We start from the raw sequence: 17285 nt of genomic DNA on the forward strand, positions 1-17285 counted from the left end.
TGTTATGGCTGCTGCTGTTTGGCCTTCAGCCTGGCCTTCAGTTGCGGCATCACTGCGGCGGCGGCCTGTTCGCCGGCCAGGATAGCGAGATTGCGGCCGGCAAAGTCGGCGCTGCCCATCTTGCCCAACGCCGGCGTGATGACGACGTCGGCATCCTTCAGCTCATACGAATTGATGCGCTGGCCCATGATCGAGAAGGTCTGCAGCAGCACGTCGACCGAGCTGGCCGTGGCTTGCGAATCGGCCTGGGTCGAGATGTTGACCGCGATGATGAAGTCCGCGCCCATCTCGCGCGTGTACTTCACCGGTACCGGCGCCACCAGGCCGCCGTCGACGTAGGTCTTGGTCCCGATTTTCACCGGCTGGAACACGCTCGGCACCGAGGACGAGGCGCGCACGGCCAGGCCGGTGTTGCCCTTGTTGAAGAGGATGGATTCGCCCGTCTTGAGGTCGGTGGCGACGGCGCCGAAACGCTTTTTCAGGCGTTCCATCGGCACATTATTGACCGCCTTGTTGACGTAGTTCTGCAGGGCCTCGCCCTTCAGCACGCCCGGGGACTTGGAGAACAGCGGCAGCGCCCAATCCGAGATCGTGGCTTCGTCCATGCTCATCGCGGTGCGCTGCAGGGTGAAGCCGTCCAGGCCCGAGGCGTACAGGGCGCCGACCACCGAGCCGGCGCTGGTGCCGACCACGATTTCCGGGTGGATGCCCTGGGCTTCGAGGGCCTTGATCACGCCGATGTGGGCGAAGCCGCGCGCCGCGCCGCCGCCCAGGGCCAGGCCGATGCGGATTTTCTTCGGGGGAGCCGGGGTGGCGACCACGGCGGGAGTGGGAGTGACGGGCGGCGGGGTGCTGCCGCAGCCGGCCAATGCAAGCGCGCCGAGCGCGATGAGAGTGGTGCGTCGAGAGAACATGTGCGGGTCGAGAGGGACAATTCTCGATTGTACCGCGCAATGTGGGGTGGTGGATGAGGCTGGGCTTATGGGCGGCGTGACTCGGATGCGGACGTTCGAATATCGGTTTTGTAGGGTGGGCCGGGCCGCGAAAGGCAATTGTGCCCACGCGGTCGTGCCGATGCGTCACGCAAAGCGACCGGAGGCCGCAAGCGCCGCGAGCCAATGTCACGTGTGGCGTGGTCGCGACCGTCGTACCGCGTGGACACAGGTGTCCACCCTACGGCACTGGTGGGTTCGAGAACCCACCCTACGGCATTGCGCCAACCAAACGCGTCGAATTCACCCCGGCAGCGAGGTGTTGGGTAAAGACGCGGTGAAGATACTCCCCTCCCCCGGCTTCGAACAGATCTTCACCCGCCCGCCATGCCGCAGCAGCACGTGCTTGACGATCGCCAGCCCCAGCCCCGTGCCCTGCGTCTCGCGCGAACGGCTCTTGTCGACGCGGTAGAAACGCTCGGTCAGGCGCGAGATATGCTGCGGGTCGATCCCGATCCCGCTGTCCTTCACCGAGAACTGCAGATCGTCCTCGCCGCGCTTCCACGACAGGTCGATGCGTCCGCCTTCGGGCGAATAGCGCACCGCGTTCGACGCAAGATTCGCAAACGCGCTGCGCAGCTCTTCCACGCTGCCCATCACGTCCGGCCCGTCGACCGACACCGCGATCTCGTGGCGCCCGCCCGACAAGGCCCGCGCCTCGGCGGCCACCGACTCCACCAGCCCGGCGATATCGACCCGCTCGCGGCGCAGCGGGAATTCGTCCGACTCCAGCCGCGACAGGGTCAGCATGTCCTCGATCAGCCGCTGCATGCGCCCACCCTGCTCGGTCATCAGCTTCAGGTGGGCCTGGCGCGTGGCCGCGTCCATGCACGGGTCCGACATCGCGATTTCCAGGAAGCCGACGATTACCGTCAGCGGCGTGCGCAGTTCGTGCGAGGCGTTCGCGATGAAGTCGCGCCGCATCGCTTCGATGCGTTCGGTATCGGTGGCGTCGTGGGTGACCAGGATCTGGCGCCGGTTCTCGAACGGGATGATGCGGCATTCGATCTTGCGGCCGCGGAAGGACAGGGTCAGCGGCTGCTCGTAGCGCCCCAGGATGATGTAGTCGATGAAGTCGGGATGGCGCACCAGGTTGGTCACGCGCAGGCCCTTGTCGCGCTCCAGCGTCAGGCCCAAGTGGCGCTCGGCCGCCGGGTTGCACCACTCCAGGAACAGCACGTCGTCCATGATCGCCACGCCTTCGGGCAGCAGGCTCATGGCCTGGCGGAAGCGCGCCAGCCATTCCGCCAATTCGCTCTGGTGACGCTCGTCCTCGCGGCGCAGGCGGTACAGGCGGGCGAAGACGTCGGTCCAGGCGCCCCAGCCGTCGGGCAGCTTGCCGGACTGCGGGTCGTCCAGCCAGTGACCCAGCTGCTGCAGGTAGCGCAACTGCGAGACCAGCACCACGATCATGCCCAGCAGCGCGGCCACCAGGCCTGCCACCAGCCCGCCCATCCACCAGACCACGCCGGCGGCAACGAAGAGGGACGCCATGCGCAACAGCGCCGGCACCCAGAACAGCAATGTGGGATTCATCTGGCCTTCAAGGAAGCGTTATTTTTCCGAGAGCATATACCCGACGCTGCGCACCGTGCGGATCAGCCCCTCGGCGCCCTTCAGCGCCTTGCGCAAGCGGAGCACGTGCACGTCGACCGTGCGCTCCTCGATCACGGCGTGGTCGCCCCACACCTTGTCGAGCAGCTGGGCGCGCGAAAACACGCGCTCACGGTGCGCCAGCAGGAATTTGAGCAGCTTGTATTCGGCATTGCCGATGTCGATCTGGCTGCCCTCGATGCTGACGGTGCAGCTGGCCGGATCGAGCACCACGCTGCCCGCGCGCAGCGGCGCCTCGGCCAGGTGCGGGCTTTTGCGGCGCAGCAGCGCGCGCGAACGGGCCAGCAGCTCGCGCGGCGAAAACGGCTTGGTGACGTAATCGTCGGCGCCCGTGTTCAAACCGGCCAGCTTGTCTTCTTCCATGCTCTTCGCGGTCAGCATGATCACCGGGATGTCCTGGAAGTCGCGGTCGCCGCGCAGCCGCGCCAGCAGGCGCAGGCCACTCTGGTCGGGTAGCATCCAGTCGAGCAGCAGCAGGTCGGGCTTGCCGTGCGCGATGCTGTCCCAGGCCGCGGCCGTGGTGCCGACCGAGCGGATGGTCCAGCCGGCTTCGCGCAGCGAATAGCTCACCAGCTCGACGATCGCCGGCTCGTCCTCCACCACCAGTACGCTCGTGTTCTGCATCGCTTATCAGCCCTCTTGCACGGCTGGTTTGCTGTGGCGGATGTCGCGCCCTTCGACGACGTAGATCACGTATTCGGCGATGTTCTTCGCGTGGTCGCCGATGCGCTCGATGGCTTTCGCCACCCACAGCGTGTCCAGCGCCGACGAAATCGTGCGCGGGTCTTCCATCATGAAGGTGATCAGGTTGCGCAGGATGGTGCGGAACTCGTGGTCGACGATCTCGTCGGCCGCGATGATCTGCAAGGCCTGCTTGCCGTCCAGGCGCGCGAATGCGTCGAGCGCATCGTGCAGCAGGTCGGAGGTCGCCTTGCCGATGGTGCGGATCATGTCGTAGTGGGCGAAGCTGCCCACGCCGCGCGCGTGCAGGCTTTTCGCAGTACGCGCGATCTTGCTCGACTCGTCGCCGATGCGTTCCAGGTCGGTGATGACCTTGATGGTGGCCATCACGGTGCGCAGGTCGTTCGCGGTGGGCTGGCGTTTCACGATCAGGTGGCTGCAGGCGTCGTCGAGCTGCACTTCGAGCTGGTTCACCGCGTGGTCGTCGGTCATGACCTTGTCGGCCTTCGCGGCGTCGTCGACGCGGAAGCAGTTCAGCGCTTCCTCGAACTGGGTTTCCACCATGCCGCCCATCAGGAGCACCTTGGAGCGGATGCCCTCGAGTTCCTGGTCGTACTGCTTGGATGAGTGTTCGCCGATCATTCGCTTCTCCCTATTCTTGAATATTGTTATCGTATCGGGGCTTCGAGAAACCGTAGCGAGCGGAAGGAGTGGCGTCCGAGAAGCGCAGCTGTACTAAATGTACAGCGAGCATCGCAGGGCGCCAATCCGACGCGCAGTAGGTTGATCGAAGCCCCCTCCACTCAGCCGAAGCGGCCGGTGATGTAATCCTGCGTTTCTTTTCGCGCCGGGTTCATGAACAGCTGGTCGGTGTCGCCGAATTCCACCAGTTCCCCGAGGTACATGTACGCAGTGTAATCCGAGCAGCGCGCCGCCTGCTGCATGTTGTGGGTCACGATGGTAATCGTGTAGTCCTGCTTCAGTTCGCTGATCAGTTCCTCGATCTTCGCGGTCGAGATCGGGTCCAGCGCCGAGGTCGGTTCATCGAGCAGCAGCACGTCCGGCTTCACCGCCACGCCGCGCGCGATGCACAGGCGCTGCTGCTGGCCGCCCGACAGCGACAGGCCGCTCTTGTTCAACTTGTCCTTCGCTTCTTCCCACAGCGCCGCCTTCTTCAGCGCCCATTCGACGCGCTCGTCCATCTCGCCCTTCGACAGGTTTTCGTAGAGGCGCACGCCGAAGGCGATGTTGTCGTAGATCGACATCGGGAACGGGGTCGGCTTCTGGAACACCATGCCGATTTTCGCGCGCAGGGCGTTCACGTCGATGCCCGGCTCCAGGATGTTGCGGCCGCGGTAGTTGATCTGGCCTTCGGCGCGCTGGCCCGGATACAGATCGTACATGCGGTTCAGGGTACGCAGCAGGGTCGACTTGCCGCAGCCCGAAGGGCCGATGAAAGCGGTCACCTGCTTGTCGTGGATGTCGAGCGACACGTTCTTCAGGCTCTGCGTTTTACCGTAGAAGAAATTCAGGCCCGCAATCTCGATGGTCTTGGTTTTAGCGCTTGGAGCTGCGGTCGGGGTTGCCATAGCAAGGGTCATAATTCGTCAGGATAAATTAACGTGGCGTCTTCTGGGTGAAGACGGTGCGCGACAGGATGTTCAGGAACAGCACGGTGAAGGTCACCAGCAGTGCGCCACCCCAGGCCAGCGAGCGCCAGTCATCGTAAGGGCTCATCGCGAACTGGTAAATGACCACCGGCAGGTTGGCCATCGGTGCATTCATGTCGGTGCTGAAGAACTGGTTGTTCAGGGCGGTGAACAGCAGCGGCGCGGTCTCGCCCGAGATACGGGCCAGGGCCAGCAGCACGCCGGTGATCACGCCGGCTTTCACGGCGCGCAGGCGCACCAGCATCGCCACCTTCCAGCGCGGCGCGCCGAGGGCGAATGCCGCTTCCAGCAAACTGTTTGGTACCAGGCGCAGCATGTTGTCGGTGGTGCGCACGACCACGGGAATGGCGATCAGCGACAGCGCGATGGTGCCGGCATAGCCCGAGAAGTGCTTGACGTTGGCCACGTACAGGGCGTAGACGAACAGTCCGATCACGATCGACGGCGCCGACAGCATGATGTCGGTGACGAAACGCGTGATCTGGCCGAAGCGGTTGGTCTCGCCGTACTCGGCCAGGTAGATGCCGGCAAGGATGCCGATCGGGGTCGACACCAGGGTCGACAGGCCGACCATCATCAGGCTGCCGACGATCGCGTTGCGCAGGCCGCCGCCTTCGCTGCCCGGCGCCGGGGTGTCGCCGCTGAACATCGTGGTCGACAGTGCGCCGAAGCCGTTGGCCAGCAGGGTCCACAGGATCCAGGCCAGGAAGGCCAGGCCGATCGCCATCGCCAGTACCGACAGGGCGATGCCGATGCGGTGCGCCAGCAGGCGTTTGCGGTAGACAGGATTCGTCGTGTTCATTTCGTGCCTTCCTTGCGGGACATCCCCGCCAACATCAGTTTTGCAGCCGACAGCACGACGAAGGTGATGGCGAACAGGATCAGTGCCAGCGCGAACAGCGAAGACACGTGCAGCGGCGAGGCCGCTTCGGCGAATTCGTTCGCCAGGGTCGAGGAAATCGAGTTACCGGCCGAGAACAGCGACCAGCTCAGTTCATGCGCGTTACCGATGACGAAGGTGACCGCCATGGTTTCGCCCAGGGCGCGGCCCAGGCCCAGCATCACGCCGCCGACCACGCCGTTGCGGGTATAAGGCAGCACCACCTTGCGCACCACTTCCCACTTGGTGCAGCCCAGGCCGTAGGCCGATTCCTTGAGCACGGTCGGGACGATCTCGAACACGTCGCGCATCACCGAGGAGATGAAGGGGATGATCATCACGGCCAGGATCAGGCCGGCGGTCAGGATGCCGATGCCCATGGTCGGGCCCTGGAACAGCTGGCCGATCACCGGCAGCTGGCCGAGGGTCGATTTCAGCAGCGGCTGCACGTGGTCGGCGAACAGCGGCGCGAACACGAACAGGCCCCACATGCCGTAGATGATCGACGGGACGCCGGCCAGCAGCTCGACCGCGGTGCCCATCGGGCGGCGCAGCCAGACCGGGCAGATCTCGGTGAGGAAGAGCGCGATGCCGAAGCTGATCGGGAAGGCGACGGCCAGCGCGATCAGCGAGGTCGCGAGCGTGCCCCAGATCGCGATCAGGGCGCCGAACTTGTCGTCGACCGGGTCCCACTCGACGGTGCTGATGAAGGACGCACCGAATTCCTTAAAGGCCGGCGCGGCGCCGATCGCCAGCGAAATGATGATGCCGACCAGTGCGATGAGCACACTGGCCGCGAACAGCAGGGTGACCTTGTGGAAGATGAAGTCCTGGATGCGCTGGTTGCGCATGGTCTTGTTGAGGGCCGCCTGCTGCTTGTCGGCGTGCACCGCGCTGGCTGGCTTGTCGAGGGCGACGGATGGATGTGCGCTCATGTGATGTTCTTATTGAGTGTGCTGCTTTCAGGGACAAACAGGCGCCGCCGGCCTGATCGGGTGCCGGCGGCGAAATGTTGCTGTTACCAGACCGCCTTGCCCGAAGCGTCCTTCAGGTTGGCTTTCCATGCATCCTGGACCAGCTTGGTGACGCTGGCCGGCATCGGCACGTAATCCAGGTCGGCGGCTGCGCCGGCGCCATTCTTGTAGGCCCAGTCGAAGAACTTCAGGACTTCCTTGCCCTTGGCGGCGTCGGCCTGCGACTTGTGCACCAGGATGTAGGAAGCGCCGGTGATCGGCCAGCTGGCCTTGCCCGGCTGGTCGGTCAGGACCACGGCGAAGCCCGGGGCCTTGGCCCAGTCGGCGCTGGCGGCGGCGGCCTTGAAGGCTTCGTCGTCGGGTTGGAGGAAGGCGCCTTCGCGGTTCTGCAGCTGGGTGTGCGACATCTTGTTCTTCTTGGCGTAGGCCCACTCGACGTAGCCGATCGCGCCCTTGATGCGCTGGACGTTGGCGGCCACGCCTTCGTTGCCCTTGCCGCCGACGCCGGTCGCCCACTTCACCGAGGTGCCGGCGCCGATCTTCAGCTTCCAGTCCGGGTTGGTTTTCGACAGGTAGTCGGTGAACAGGAAGGAGGTGCCCGAGCTGTCGGCGCGGTGCACGACGGTGATGTCGTCGGCGGGCAGCTTGACGCCCGGGTTCAGGGCCGCGATCGGCTGGGCGTTCCACTTGGTGATCTTGCCCATGAAGATATCGGCCAGCACGGCGCCGGTGAGCTTCACCTGGCCCGGACCGACGCCCGGCAGGTTGACGATCGGCACCACGCCGCCCATCACGGCCGGGAACTGGAACAGGCCGGCGTCGTTCAGGTCCTTGGCCGGCAGCGGCATGTCGGAGGCGCCGAAGTCGACGGTCTTGGCCTTGATCTGCTTGATGCCGGCGCCCGAGCCCACCGACTGGTAGTTCAGGCCGGTGCCGCTGGCCGCCTTGTACATTTCCGCCCACTTGGCGTAGATCGGATAAGGGAAGGTTGCGCCGGCGCCGGTGATGTTCGCTGCCTGGGCAGTCGTTGCCAGGGTGGCAGCGGCAAGCGCGACGGTGAGGAACAGGTGCTTCATACGCATATCGATATCCTTTCAAGGTGTGGTGCAAACTGCGCCCCGGAGCTTCCGGGCGATTGCAGCGCAGTCTACTGATCGAATATGACAAGTTAATGACATCGCAAAAATCCTTGTCATGAAAACGATGACATAGGGTTATGGGCGTGTCACACACGTATTTCAGGCGCGTTACCGCCTCGTGACAAAGCCATCCACGCCCCGCAAGACGCATTTTTGCGCCATAGTGCCGTGTTACCGGAATGGCCGTCACACAATTGATGACGGCGACCTCGGCGTGCCAGAACTACAACGCCGCGCCGCTGGCCACGAAAGAAATATTTGCCGGGCACAGCGGCTGCGCTAGAGTTGACACTCCAATACGTCAATACGGAGGAGTGACATGATCGAGGCAAAGCACCTGGCCGGTCTCGCCGTGGCCGTCGCCGTCGCGGCATCCGCAAGCGCACAGCAAGGTTTCACCGCCGGCACCTATATGCTGGAGGGCGGCAGCTATTCCATCGACGTGAGCGGGTCCGGGAACACCCTGGTGGTCAAGGAACCGAACAAGCAGTCGGTGTACACCCAGGCAGCGCCGGGCATGTACCACTTCACCAATCCGAACAACGGCATCACGTATTCGCTGCGCATCGTCGACGCCCTCACCCTCGAGGCCGGCAAGGTGCCGGCGAACGGCGCGCCCTCGCGCCTGGTCCTGGTGGGCGGCGCGGCGCCGGCCCAGGTCGACGAAGGCGAGAGCGAGCGCTTCCGCGAGATTGCCATGAATTACCAGCAGCGCTCCATCAGCGACCCCGACAATGTCCAACTGTGGACTGCCTGCGCCGGCGCCGCTTTCAAGGCCAGCGCGTCCACCCGCGCCGATCACCTCGCTTACGCCTCGCAGATGGCGCAGATGCTGAAGCAGATCATGGTGAATACCGCCGAGTCGCCCTGCCCGGATGCGATTCCCGCCAGCGCCTGGTAAGCCCCTCTGTCAAGCGACCTGGACTGCAAAAAAACGGGCGGCGACGCCCTTGTAAATACGCCACCGGCTGCTATGCTCAAGGCGTAGTCTTTACATGGAGGGGGATGCTGAAGGGCGTTTCGGTCGTATGTTTAACATGTTTGTATTTGCAATCCTGAGCGGCATGGTTGGCCTGATTGCCTACGAAATCTTCCAGGAGATCGGCGGCAGTTCGGAAGCCCTGCACGACCACTATCACGAATAGTGCACGGCCCATCATGGGCCAGACGTCAAGACGACAAAAAGCGGCGAGGCCCCTGGGCGCTCGCCGCTTCGTTTTGATCCCTGCGTTGTCCCTGCCCTGTCCTAGCGCAGGAAGCGCGCCAGCGCCGTCATGGCGCCCAGGTCCAGGTTGAGGAACTGGAAGCCGACCTTGAACTCGCCATGGCTGAGGATGCAATGCGAGGCCTTGGCGCGGGTGTTGATGGGAACGATGTTGCCGTCGACCAGCAGGTCGAAGCGCAATTGCGCCGTCTGGCCGGCCACGACCGGATGCGGCACGCTGATGCTGACACCCTGGGCGCTGAGGTCGGTGGTACGGCCCAGCACCGGGGCACTGCCTTCGAAGGCCAGCATGGCGCGGGTTTTCAGTACTTTGCGTGGGGACTGCCTTTGTTCTGTCACGAATTCACCAGCTCTTGCCTGTGGAACGAGGCCTATTATAAGAAGAAAGCAGCGGCCCCGTCAGTCCTTACAGGATCAATCCAGTTCGCGCAGCTTGCTGAATGCCTGGTCGATGCGCTCGACGGCAATGATGTTCATGCCCTCGATCTTTTGCTTCGGCACGTTGGCTTTCGGAATGATCGCCGTCGAGAAGCCCAGCTTGGCCGCTTCCTTCAGGCGCTCCTGGCCGCGCGGCGCCGGGCGGATTTCGCCAGCCAGGCCCACTTCGCCGAATACGACGAGGCCGCGCGGTAGCGGTTTGTTGCGCATCGACGAGTTAATCGCCAGCAGCACGGCCAGGTCGGCCGCCGGTTCGGCGATCTTCACGCCGCCCACCGCGTTGATGAACACGTCCTGGTCGAAGGCGGCGATGCCGGCATGCCGGTGCAGCACGGCCAGCAGCATCGCCAGGCGGTTCTGCTCCAGGCCGACGGACAGCCGGCGCGCATTCGGCAAGTGGCTGGCGTCGACCAGGGCCTGGATTTCCACCAGCAGCGGCCGGGTGCCCTCCTGCGTCACCATCACGCAAGAACCGGGCACCTGGCTGTCGTGCTGCGACAGGAACAGCGCCGACGGGTTCGAGACGCCCTTCAAGCCCTTCTCGGTCATGGCGAACACGCCCAGCTCGTTCACCGCGCCGAAGCGATTCTTGATGGCGCGCACCAGGCGGAAGCTGGACTGGGTATCGCCCTCGAAGTACAACACGGTGTCGACGATGTGTTCCAGTACGCGCGGGCCGGCCAGCGCGCCTTCCTTCGTCACGTGGCCGACCAGGATGATGGTCACGCCGGTCTGCTTCGCCACGCGCGTCAGTTGCGCCGCGCATTCGCGCACCTGCGACACCGAACCCGGGGCCGCGGTGAGCGCATCCGAATACAGGGTCTGGATCGAGTCGATCACCGCCACTTCCGGCTTCAGATCGGCCAGGGTGCCGAGGATTTTCTCGAGCTGGATCTCGGCCTGCAGCTTGAGGTCCTTGGCGTCGACCGCCAGGCGCTTGGCGCGCAGGGCGATCTGGGCGCCGGATTCCTCGCCGCTCACATATAAGGTACTGCGCACCGACGCCAGGTTGGCCAGCGCCTGCAGCAGCAGGGTCGATTTGCCGATGCCCGGGTCGCCGCCGATCAGCACCACGCCGCCGGCCACCAGGCCGCCGCCGAGCACGCGGTCGAATTCCTCGATGCCGGTGCCGAAGCGCGGCACGTCGGTGGCCTCGATGTCGGCCAGGGACAGCACCGGCGCCGTCTGCGCCAGCGCCTTGTGGTTCACCGTTTGCGACATGCGGTTCACGCCGGCGGTTTCCACCGCCGACTCGACCAGGGTGTTCCAGGCCTTGCAGTCGGGGCACTGCCCCATCCAGCGGCTGCTCACGCTGCCGCATTCGCTGCATACAAACTGGGTTTTTGCCTTAGCCATGGGTTCCCATCCGTCCTTCGTTCACGCGCACCCGCGGCGCGAGTGCGCACATCAATTCATAGCCGATCGTGCCCGAGGCGGCGGCCACCTCGTCGATCGGCAAGCCGTCGCCCCAGAGCGTGACCTTGCTGCCGACCCGCGCATTCGGGATCGGGGTCAGGTCGACCGTCATCATGTCCATCGACACCCGCCCCACCACGCTGGTGCGCACGCCGTCGACGATCACCGGGGTGCCGTGCGGCGCGTGGCGCGGGTAGCCGTCGGCATAGCCGCAGGCCACCACGCCCACCTGCATCGGACCGCTGGCTTCGAAGCGGCTGCCGTAGCCGACGGTGTCGCCCGCTTCCAATTGCTGGATCGCGATGATCTCGGAACTCAGGGTCATGGTCGGGCGCAGGCCGAAGTCGTGGGCCGTGCGCCCGCCCCCCGGGGTGCCGCCGTACAGCATGATGCCGGGACGGACCCAGTCGTTCTGCAGCTCCTGGGCCAGCACCTCCTGGTGCAATACGCCGGCCGAATTCGACAGACTGCGTTCGCCCGCCAGGCCCTCGACGCCGGCACGGAAGCGGCGCACCTGCTCGCTGATGGTCAGGCGCGGGTGCTCCAGCTCGTCGGCATTCGCGAAGTGGGTCATGTGGGTGATGTTGCGCACGCCCGGGATCGCGCGCAGGCGCTTGTACGCAGCCGCGTATTCGTCGGGACGGAAGCCCAGGCGGTTCATCCCGGTGTTCATCTTCAGGTGCACGTCGATCGGGCGGTACAGCTGGGTGTACTCCAGCATCCTGATCTGCTCGAGGCAGTGCACGGTGCTGTTGATGTTGTGCTCGGCCAGCAGCGGCACGTCGGACGCGTCGAAGATCCCTTCCAGCAGCAGGATCGGCTTGATCCAGCCGAGTTCGCGCAGGCGCAGGGCATTCTCGGTCTCGATCAGGGCCAGGCCGTCGGCCAGGACAAAGCCCTTCATGCCGCGTTCCAGGCCATGGCCATAGGCGTTCGCCTTCACCACGGCCCAGGCCTTGGACTGCGGGGCGCAGGCGCGGGCGCGCGCCAGGTTATGCTGCATCGAATCGAGGTGGATGGTGGCGCAGAGGGGGCGTGGCATGGCAACTATATGGGGAAAGGGACCGGAAAAAGAAGAGAAACAGTATTAGGTGAAAGGCTCTATTTTACCGGACAGCCCCCCTTTCTGCCGGGCTGAATTCTTTGGCGAGCCACCCTTTCATGGTATAAAGCAACCCAGACTTGTTTTCAGATACTTTCGATGAACCGTGGTTTCTACACCATCATGGCGGCGCAGTTCTTCTCGTCGCTGGCAGACAATGCGCTGCTGTTCGTAGCCATTGACATCCTGGTGACGATGAACGCCCCGGCATCGCTGACGCCGTTGCTGAAGCTGTCGTTCGTGCTGTTCTATGTGCTGCTGGCCGCCTTTGTCGGCGCCTTTGCCGATTCGCTGCTCAAGGGCCGCGTGATGTTCATCGCGAACCTGATCAAGATCTTCGGCTGCGGCCTGATGTTCCTGACCGTCCATCCCCTCCTCTCCTACGCCGTGGTCGGCTTCGGCGCGGCCGTGTATTCGCCGGCCAAGTACGGCATCCTGACCGAGCTCCTGCCGCCGGAAAAACTCGTCGCCGCCAACGGCTGGATCGAGGGCCTGACGGTGATGTCGATCATCTTCGGCACCGTGCTCGGCGGCGCCCTGGTGAGCGACGCCGGTTCGCGCCTGCTGCTCGGCCTGGGCATCCCCGGCATCGACAGCACCAGCGAAGCGGCAATGGCCATCGTGGTCATCATCTACATCCTCGCGGCCCTGTTCAATCTGCGCATCCCCGATACCGGCGCGCGCTACGAGCACCAGGAACGCAACCCGGTCAAGCTGATCGCCGACTTCGCCAACTGCTCGGCGACGCTGTGGAAAGATAAACTCGGCCAGATCTCGCTGGCCGTGACCACCCTGTTCTGGGGCGCCGGCGCGACCCTGCAATTCATCGTGCTGAAGTGGGCCGAGCGTTCGCTGCACATGCCGCTGGATAAAGCGACCAGTTTGATTGGCGTGGTGGCGATCGGCGTGGCGGTCGGCGCGGCGCTGGCGGCGAAGGTCATCCCGCTGAAGAAATCGCTGACCGTGATCCCGATGGGCATCTTCATGGGCCTGGTCGTGACCGTGATGGTGTTCGTGCACGACGTGATCGTGGCCTACCCGCTGCTGGCCCTGATCGGCTTCCTGTCGGGCTTCTTCGTGGTGCCGATGAATGCGCTGCTGCAGCACCGCGGCCACGTGCTGATGAGCGCGGGGCACTCGATCGCGGTGCAGAACTTCAACGAGAACCTGTCGATCCTGACCATGCTGGCGATGTACGCGATCATGATCACGCTGAACCTCGACTTGAACATCATTATCGTGATCTTCGGGCTGTCGATTGCAGGCATCACCTGGCTGATCCTGCGGCGGCACCAGCAGAACCAGAAGCAGCATGATTCGCTGGCCTTGATTGGCGAGCACAAGCACTGATCGGAATCGGCCCACGGCGTTTCCCGTACGGTGGGCACTCTGTGCCCACGCGGTTACGTGCTCCTATCTCGGACACGTGTTTGAAAGCGTCGCCCGCTGACGTCAGCAATACTGCGAACGCTTCGGGAAGGTGACGGTGCGGCCAACAATATGTGCGAGCGCACGTACCGCGTGGGCACGGAGTGCCCAACCTACGACTAACGGCGACGGCTTCTAAACCGTTAATATTATTTGCAAATATTTTAATATTACCAAATAATATTCCGCGCTACATTCGCCGGATAACGCGCCGCCGCCCGCTCGCGCCAATCGTTCGGCACGATGAATCCACGCTCGACTTCTTCCACGCAGCCCGGCGTTTCACGCACCACAGCCACCAGCACCGGCGCCCCCGAACCCTCGAACTGCGCCTCCAGCTCCGCATGCAGCTGCGCGCGGCTCAACAGCCCGTCCGCCTGTGCCGCGCGAAACGGCGCCAGCCATTGCAGCTTCGGCAGGATCAGGAAGGCATCGGCCCCGGTCGCATCGAGTTCATCCAGGGCGCACCAGAAGCCGCGACAGTGCCCCGCCGTGATCCCGCTCATCGCGTCCCAGCTGCCGGCCGGATAAAACAGCCAGCCTTTCACCAGGGCCCGCGCCGCCGTCACCGGACGCGGCAACTGGGCCTGGGCCGCCGGATGCGCGCCCAGTTCCAGCTGGCGCTCGAAGATCTTGCGCATCTTGGCGCCCAGGCTGTCGGCCAGGTTCGGACCGACCAGGGCGTCGAACGTCTGCCCTTTCCCGCCTTGCAGCAGATAGAACTTGGTGGCGAACTCGATGTGTTCCAGCGCTTCCGGCCCGGCATCGAGCAGGAAGTCGAATTCGCCGACGGTGTCGTTGCGGCTGGCGCGGATCTGCAGGCCATGTTCGACCAGGCGGCCCTGGCGCTGGAAATAGAAGGCCATCAGCTTTTCGGCATACAGCCCGAGACGGGTGTAGACGCGCGGCCCGAGCGCCGCATCGAGCGCGGCCGGATCGTGGTCGAGCGCAAGCAGCCAGCGCGCGACCTCCGGCGTGACCGGGCCGAGCGACGCGATGCGGCCTTGCCAGTGCGGCGCGGCGCTGTCGAGCAGGTCGGGAGAGTCGAGCAGCCAGGCCAGCGCACGCACCCGTGCGCGCCGCAGGTGCGACCAGCGGCGGTGGAAACCTGCCTGGTAGCTATCGGCCCCGTCGCGCATGCGCAGCCCGCGCGCGGCACAAGTCGGCCCAGGCCTGGGCTTTGTCGGCCCCACGGCGCAGCAGTTCGCCCGGATGCAGGGTGGCCACCAGATCGGCCCCGCCCAGCGCGTGCACGGCGCCGCGCGAACCGGCCAGGGGTTCCTGCAGCGGCTTGCCGAGCAGGCCATTCGCGGCGATCTGGCCCAGGGTCAGCACCGTGGGCGCACCGGTCAAGGCCAATTCGCGCTCCAGGAAGGGGCGGCAGGCGGCGGCTTCATCGAAGGTCGGTGCGCGGTCGCCGCCGTTCGCGCTGGCGGGACGGCATTTCACCAGGCTGGTGACGTACGCGTCCTGCCCGCGCGACAGGTCGACCGCGGCCAGCATGTTATCGAGCAGCTTGCCGGCCTCGCCCGCCAGGGGCTGGCCGGCCTTTTCGTCGACGCTCGAGGTGGCGCCGGCGGCGACGAACCAGCGCGCCGTGCGGGCGCCGGCGCCGTACACCGGCTTGCGTCCGCCTTCGCAGGCGCCGCAGCGACGGCAAGAAGCAATCGCCGTGCGCAGCTCGTCCCAGTCCATCTTCGCGATTTCTTCAGGCGATGGGCCGGTGTCTTCCTCGACGGCTGGGGGCGGTGCCGGCGGCACATACGGTGCGGGCGGCGGGGCCGAGGTCATCGGCACCTCGCCCCAGGCCGGGTCGCGCGGCGGCGGCGGGATGAAGGCCGGGGCCGGCGCCCGGGCGGGTGCAGGCGCAGGTGTAGCAGATGCGGCTGCGGGCGCGGGCGCCTCGGCGGCAAGCTCCACGGCCGGTTCGGCCTCGACGGACTCTTCCTGCTGCGGGCGGCGCAAGCGCCACAACGGCGCGATGCCCATCTCCTGCAGGAAGACTTCGTCGCGTTCGCTCGTACTCATAATTCCAGCCTCATCACGATCGCATCCTCGCGCGTTCCCTCATGCGCCGGATAATACCCCTTGCGCCGGCCGATCTCCCTGAAACCGTAACGCGTGTACACGTGCAGGGCGCGCGCGTTCGAGGGCCGCACTTCGAGCAGCACCGACTCGGCGCCGCAGGCACGGGCGCGCGCGCCGAGGGTGTCGAGCAGCCAGCGCCCGAGCCCCGTGCCATGGCGCTCACCGGCCAGCGCCACGTCGAGCAGGTGGGCTTCGTCGAGCGCGTACATCAGCAGGAAGTAGCCGGCCAGCTTGCCGTGCGCGTCGCGCGCGACCCAGGCGTCGTAGCCGCTGGCGATGCAGTCGACGAAGTTCCCGCGCGTCCAGGGATGCGGGAAGACGCTGCATTCGAGCGCATGGACTTCGTCGACGTCGCCGATCTCCATCGGCGCCAGCGCCAGGCCGGCGTGCTGCAGTGCCGTCATGCGCCGGCCTTGGCGGCGTTGATCGCCTGGCGCTCGGCGCTGGTGTAGGCGACCTTGTTGCGCAGGTAGAGCGGCTGGGCCGCGGCGGCCGGCAGCGCCTGCCCGGCGGCCAGCGCCGGCGCGGCCAGCAGCGCCAGCTCGCGCGCATGCGGCACGATGTCGGGGTGGGCGCCGGCGGCAAAGGCCTTGCCCTCGAAGGCTTGCGGGTAAGCGGCGAAGCCGTTGCCGCAGGCGGCCAGGCCGTCGACCGCCAGCGGCTGCACGGCCTCCGGCGCCGACAGCACCGGCTCGACCACCGTGGTCCAGCCGCCGTCGTAACGGTACTGCGCCCAGTAGACTTCGTTCATGCGCGCATCGAGCACGGCCAGCACCTCGACCGCGCCGGTACGGGCGCGGCAGGCTTCGGCCATCGCGGCCAGCGTCAGCAGCGGGAGCACCGGCAAATCGGCGCCGAAGGCCAGGCCCTGGGCCACGCCGCAGGCGGTGCGCACGCCGGTGAACGAACCGGGGCCGGCGCCAAAGGTGATGGCCTCGCAATCGGCCAGCTTGATACCGGCTTCGTTCAGGAGCTCCTGCACCATCGGCAAAACGGACTGGGAATGGGTGCGTACGCCGCCCGATTCGCGCGACAGGACCTTGGCGCCGCGCGGGGCGTCAAGCAGCAGCGCGCACGAGGCGAGTTCCGACGAGGTTTCGATGGCAAGGATGATAGGCATACCGTATTTTAACCCGCCGCGCCCGGCCCGGCCATGGCGCCGACCGATCCCACTACTGCCGGATTCGTCCGCGCGAGGTAGAATTCGCCCATGCATAGCCTGACACTCGACAACGACAACCGCGGCGCCGTCGCCGACGCCATCGGCGGCGACCGCTGGGTCGTCGCCTGCCTGTGCGCCGCCTGGTGCGGCACCTGCGGCGGCTACCGCGCCGCCTTCGAGGGCCTGGCCGCGCGCCACCCGGACAAGGTCTTCGTCTGGATCGACATCGAAGACCAGGCCGACGTGGTCGGCGACCTCGACGTCGAGAACTTCCCTACCCTGCTGCTGCAGCGCGACGACACGGTCGCCTTCTTCGGCACCATGCTGCCCGACCCCGCCGTGGCCGACCGCCTGGTCAAGGCGCAGGCCGAGCTGCCGGCCGCCGAACTGGCGCGCCTGGCCGGGTCCAGCGACGAGCGGCGCACCTGGCAGCGCGAATGCAATTTGCGCACGCTGCTGCGCGACGCCGGCTGAAC

General features: G+C 65.7%; 18 protein-coding genes. 3 read left to right on the forward strand and 15 right to left on the reverse strand.

The window, feature by feature from the left end; translation table 11 throughout:
- Window positions 1–2 precede the first annotated feature (2 nt).
- From QPK31_RS17395 to pstS, 8 genes are all read right to left on the reverse strand, one after another.
- Entirely contained in the window at window positions 3–914 is a 912-nt protein-coding gene (locus QPK31_RS17395) for a patatin-like phospholipase family protein (RefSeq protein WP_290424159.1), read from the reverse strand.
- 321 nt (window positions 915–1235) lie between these two features.
- Window positions 1236–2528: a phosphate regulon sensor histidine kinase PhoR gene (gene phoR, locus QPK31_RS17400; protein WP_290424160.1), complete on the reverse strand. Its 1293-nt coding sequence runs from the start codon at window positions 2526–2528 to the stop codon at window positions 1236–1238.
- Window positions 2529–2546: 18 nt separating this feature from the next.
- Window positions 2547–3230 (reverse strand): response regulator, encoded by a 684-nt coding sequence (locus QPK31_RS17405; protein WP_229435070.1) that lies wholly within the window; start codon window positions 3228–3230, stop codon window positions 2547–2549.
- A 6-nt stretch (window positions 3231–3236) separates the two neighbouring features.
- A complete protein-coding gene (gene phoU, locus QPK31_RS17410; protein WP_290424161.1) occupies window positions 3237–3929 on the reverse strand; it encodes a phosphate signaling complex protein PhoU in 693 nt (230 codons plus the stop codon).
- Window positions 3930–4090: 161 nt separating this feature from the next.
- Window positions 4091–4888 (reverse strand): phosphate ABC transporter ATP-binding protein PstB, encoded by a 798-nt coding sequence (gene pstB, locus QPK31_RS17415; RefSeq protein WP_290424162.1) that lies wholly within the window; start codon window positions 4886–4888, stop codon window positions 4091–4093.
- A 16-nt stretch (window positions 4889–4904) separates the two neighbouring features.
- Complete coding sequence (pstA, locus tag QPK31_RS17420) at window positions 4905–5759, reverse strand: phosphate ABC transporter permease PstA (RefSeq protein ID WP_290424163.1); 855 nt, start codon at window positions 5757–5759, stop codon at window positions 4905–4907.
- Window positions 5756–6772 carry a phosphate ABC transporter permease subunit PstC gene (pstC, locus tag QPK31_RS17425; RefSeq protein ID WP_290424164.1) on the reverse strand — a complete coding sequence of 339 codons (1017 nt, stop codon included), beginning with the start codon at window positions 6770–6772 and terminating at the stop codon, window positions 5756–5758. The genes pstA and pstC overlap by 4 nt, the downstream gene beginning before the upstream one ends.
- Window positions 6773–6855: 83 nt before the next feature.
- Complete coding sequence (gene pstS / locus QPK31_RS17430; RefSeq protein WP_290424165.1) at window positions 6856–7893, reverse strand: phosphate ABC transporter substrate-binding protein PstS; 1038 nt, start codon at window positions 7891–7893, stop codon at window positions 6856–6858.
- A 376-nt stretch (window positions 7894–8269) separates the two neighbouring features.
- Between pstS and QPK31_RS17435 the strand changes: the two genes are divergently transcribed.
- The gene (locus QPK31_RS17435) at window positions 8270–8851 is read left to right on the forward strand and encodes a hypothetical protein (protein ID WP_290424166.1); all 582 of its coding nucleotides are present in this window, start codon (window positions 8270–8272) and stop codon (window positions 8849–8851) included.
- 345 nt (window positions 8852–9196) lie between these two features.
- Here QPK31_RS17435 and QPK31_RS17440 read toward each other — a convergent pair whose 3' ends face one another.
- From QPK31_RS17440 to alr, 3 genes are all read right to left on the reverse strand, one after another.
- The gene (locus QPK31_RS17440) at window positions 9197–9514 is read right to left on the reverse strand and encodes a PilZ domain-containing protein (protein WP_290424167.1); all 318 of its coding nucleotides are present in this window, start codon (window positions 9512–9514) and stop codon (window positions 9197–9199) included.
- A gap of 75 nt (window positions 9515–9589) precedes the next feature.
- Window positions 9590–10969 (reverse strand): DNA repair protein RadA, encoded by a 1380-nt coding sequence (radA, locus tag QPK31_RS17445; RefSeq protein WP_290424168.1) that lies wholly within the window; start codon window positions 10967–10969, stop codon window positions 9590–9592.
- Window positions 10962–12071 carry an alanine racemase gene (gene alr / locus QPK31_RS17450; RefSeq protein ID WP_290424169.1) on the reverse strand — a complete coding sequence of 370 codons (1110 nt, stop codon included), beginning with the start codon at window positions 12069–12071 and terminating at the stop codon, window positions 10962–10964. Before alr ends, radA begins: the two co-directional genes overlap by 8 nt.
- 159 nt (window positions 12072–12230) lie before the next feature.
- Between alr and lplT the strand changes: the two genes are divergently transcribed.
- Window positions 12231–13481 (forward strand): lysophospholipid transporter LplT, encoded by a 1251-nt coding sequence (lplT, locus tag QPK31_RS17455; RefSeq protein ID WP_290424170.1) that lies wholly within the window; start codon window positions 12231–12233, stop codon window positions 13479–13481.
- Window positions 13482–13729: 248 nt separating this feature from the next.
- Here lplT and QPK31_RS17460 read toward each other — a convergent pair whose 3' ends face one another.
- From QPK31_RS17460 to tsaB, 4 genes are read right to left on the reverse strand one after another with little or no spacing between them, the layout of a single operon-like run.
- Window positions 13730–14698 (reverse strand): DUF1853 family protein, encoded by a 969-nt coding sequence (locus QPK31_RS17460; RefSeq protein ID WP_290424171.1) that lies wholly within the window; start codon window positions 14696–14698, stop codon window positions 13730–13732.
- Complete coding sequence (locus QPK31_RS17465) at window positions 14679–15587, reverse strand: uracil-DNA glycosylase family protein (RefSeq protein WP_290424172.1); 909 nt, start codon at window positions 15585–15587, stop codon at window positions 14679–14681. Before QPK31_RS17465 ends, QPK31_RS17460 begins: the two co-directional genes overlap by 20 nt.
- Complete coding sequence (gene rimI, locus QPK31_RS17470) at window positions 15584–16051, reverse strand: ribosomal protein S18-alanine N-acetyltransferase (protein ID WP_290424173.1); 468 nt, start codon at window positions 16049–16051, stop codon at window positions 15584–15586. The genes QPK31_RS17465 and rimI overlap by 4 nt, the downstream gene beginning before the upstream one ends.
- Window positions 16048–16767 carry a tRNA (adenosine(37)-N6)-threonylcarbamoyltransferase complex dimerization subunit type 1 TsaB gene (gene tsaB, locus QPK31_RS17475; protein WP_290424174.1) on the reverse strand — a complete coding sequence of 240 codons (720 nt, stop codon included), beginning with the start codon at window positions 16765–16767 and terminating at the stop codon, window positions 16048–16050. The genes rimI and tsaB overlap by 4 nt, the downstream gene beginning before the upstream one ends.
- A 90-nt stretch (window positions 16768–16857) precedes the next feature.
- Between tsaB and QPK31_RS17480 the strand changes: the two genes are divergently transcribed.
- Window positions 16858–17283, forward strand: a complete 426-nt coding sequence (locus QPK31_RS17480) for a thioredoxin domain-containing protein (RefSeq protein ID WP_290424175.1) — start codon at window positions 16858–16860, stop codon at window positions 17281–17283.
- Window positions 17284–17285 lie beyond the last annotated feature (2 nt).

The organism is Massilia sp. YIM B02769 (genome assembly GCF_030411995.1).
Taxonomy (GTDB): domain Bacteria; phylum Pseudomonadota; class Gammaproteobacteria; order Burkholderiales; family Burkholderiaceae_D; genus Telluria.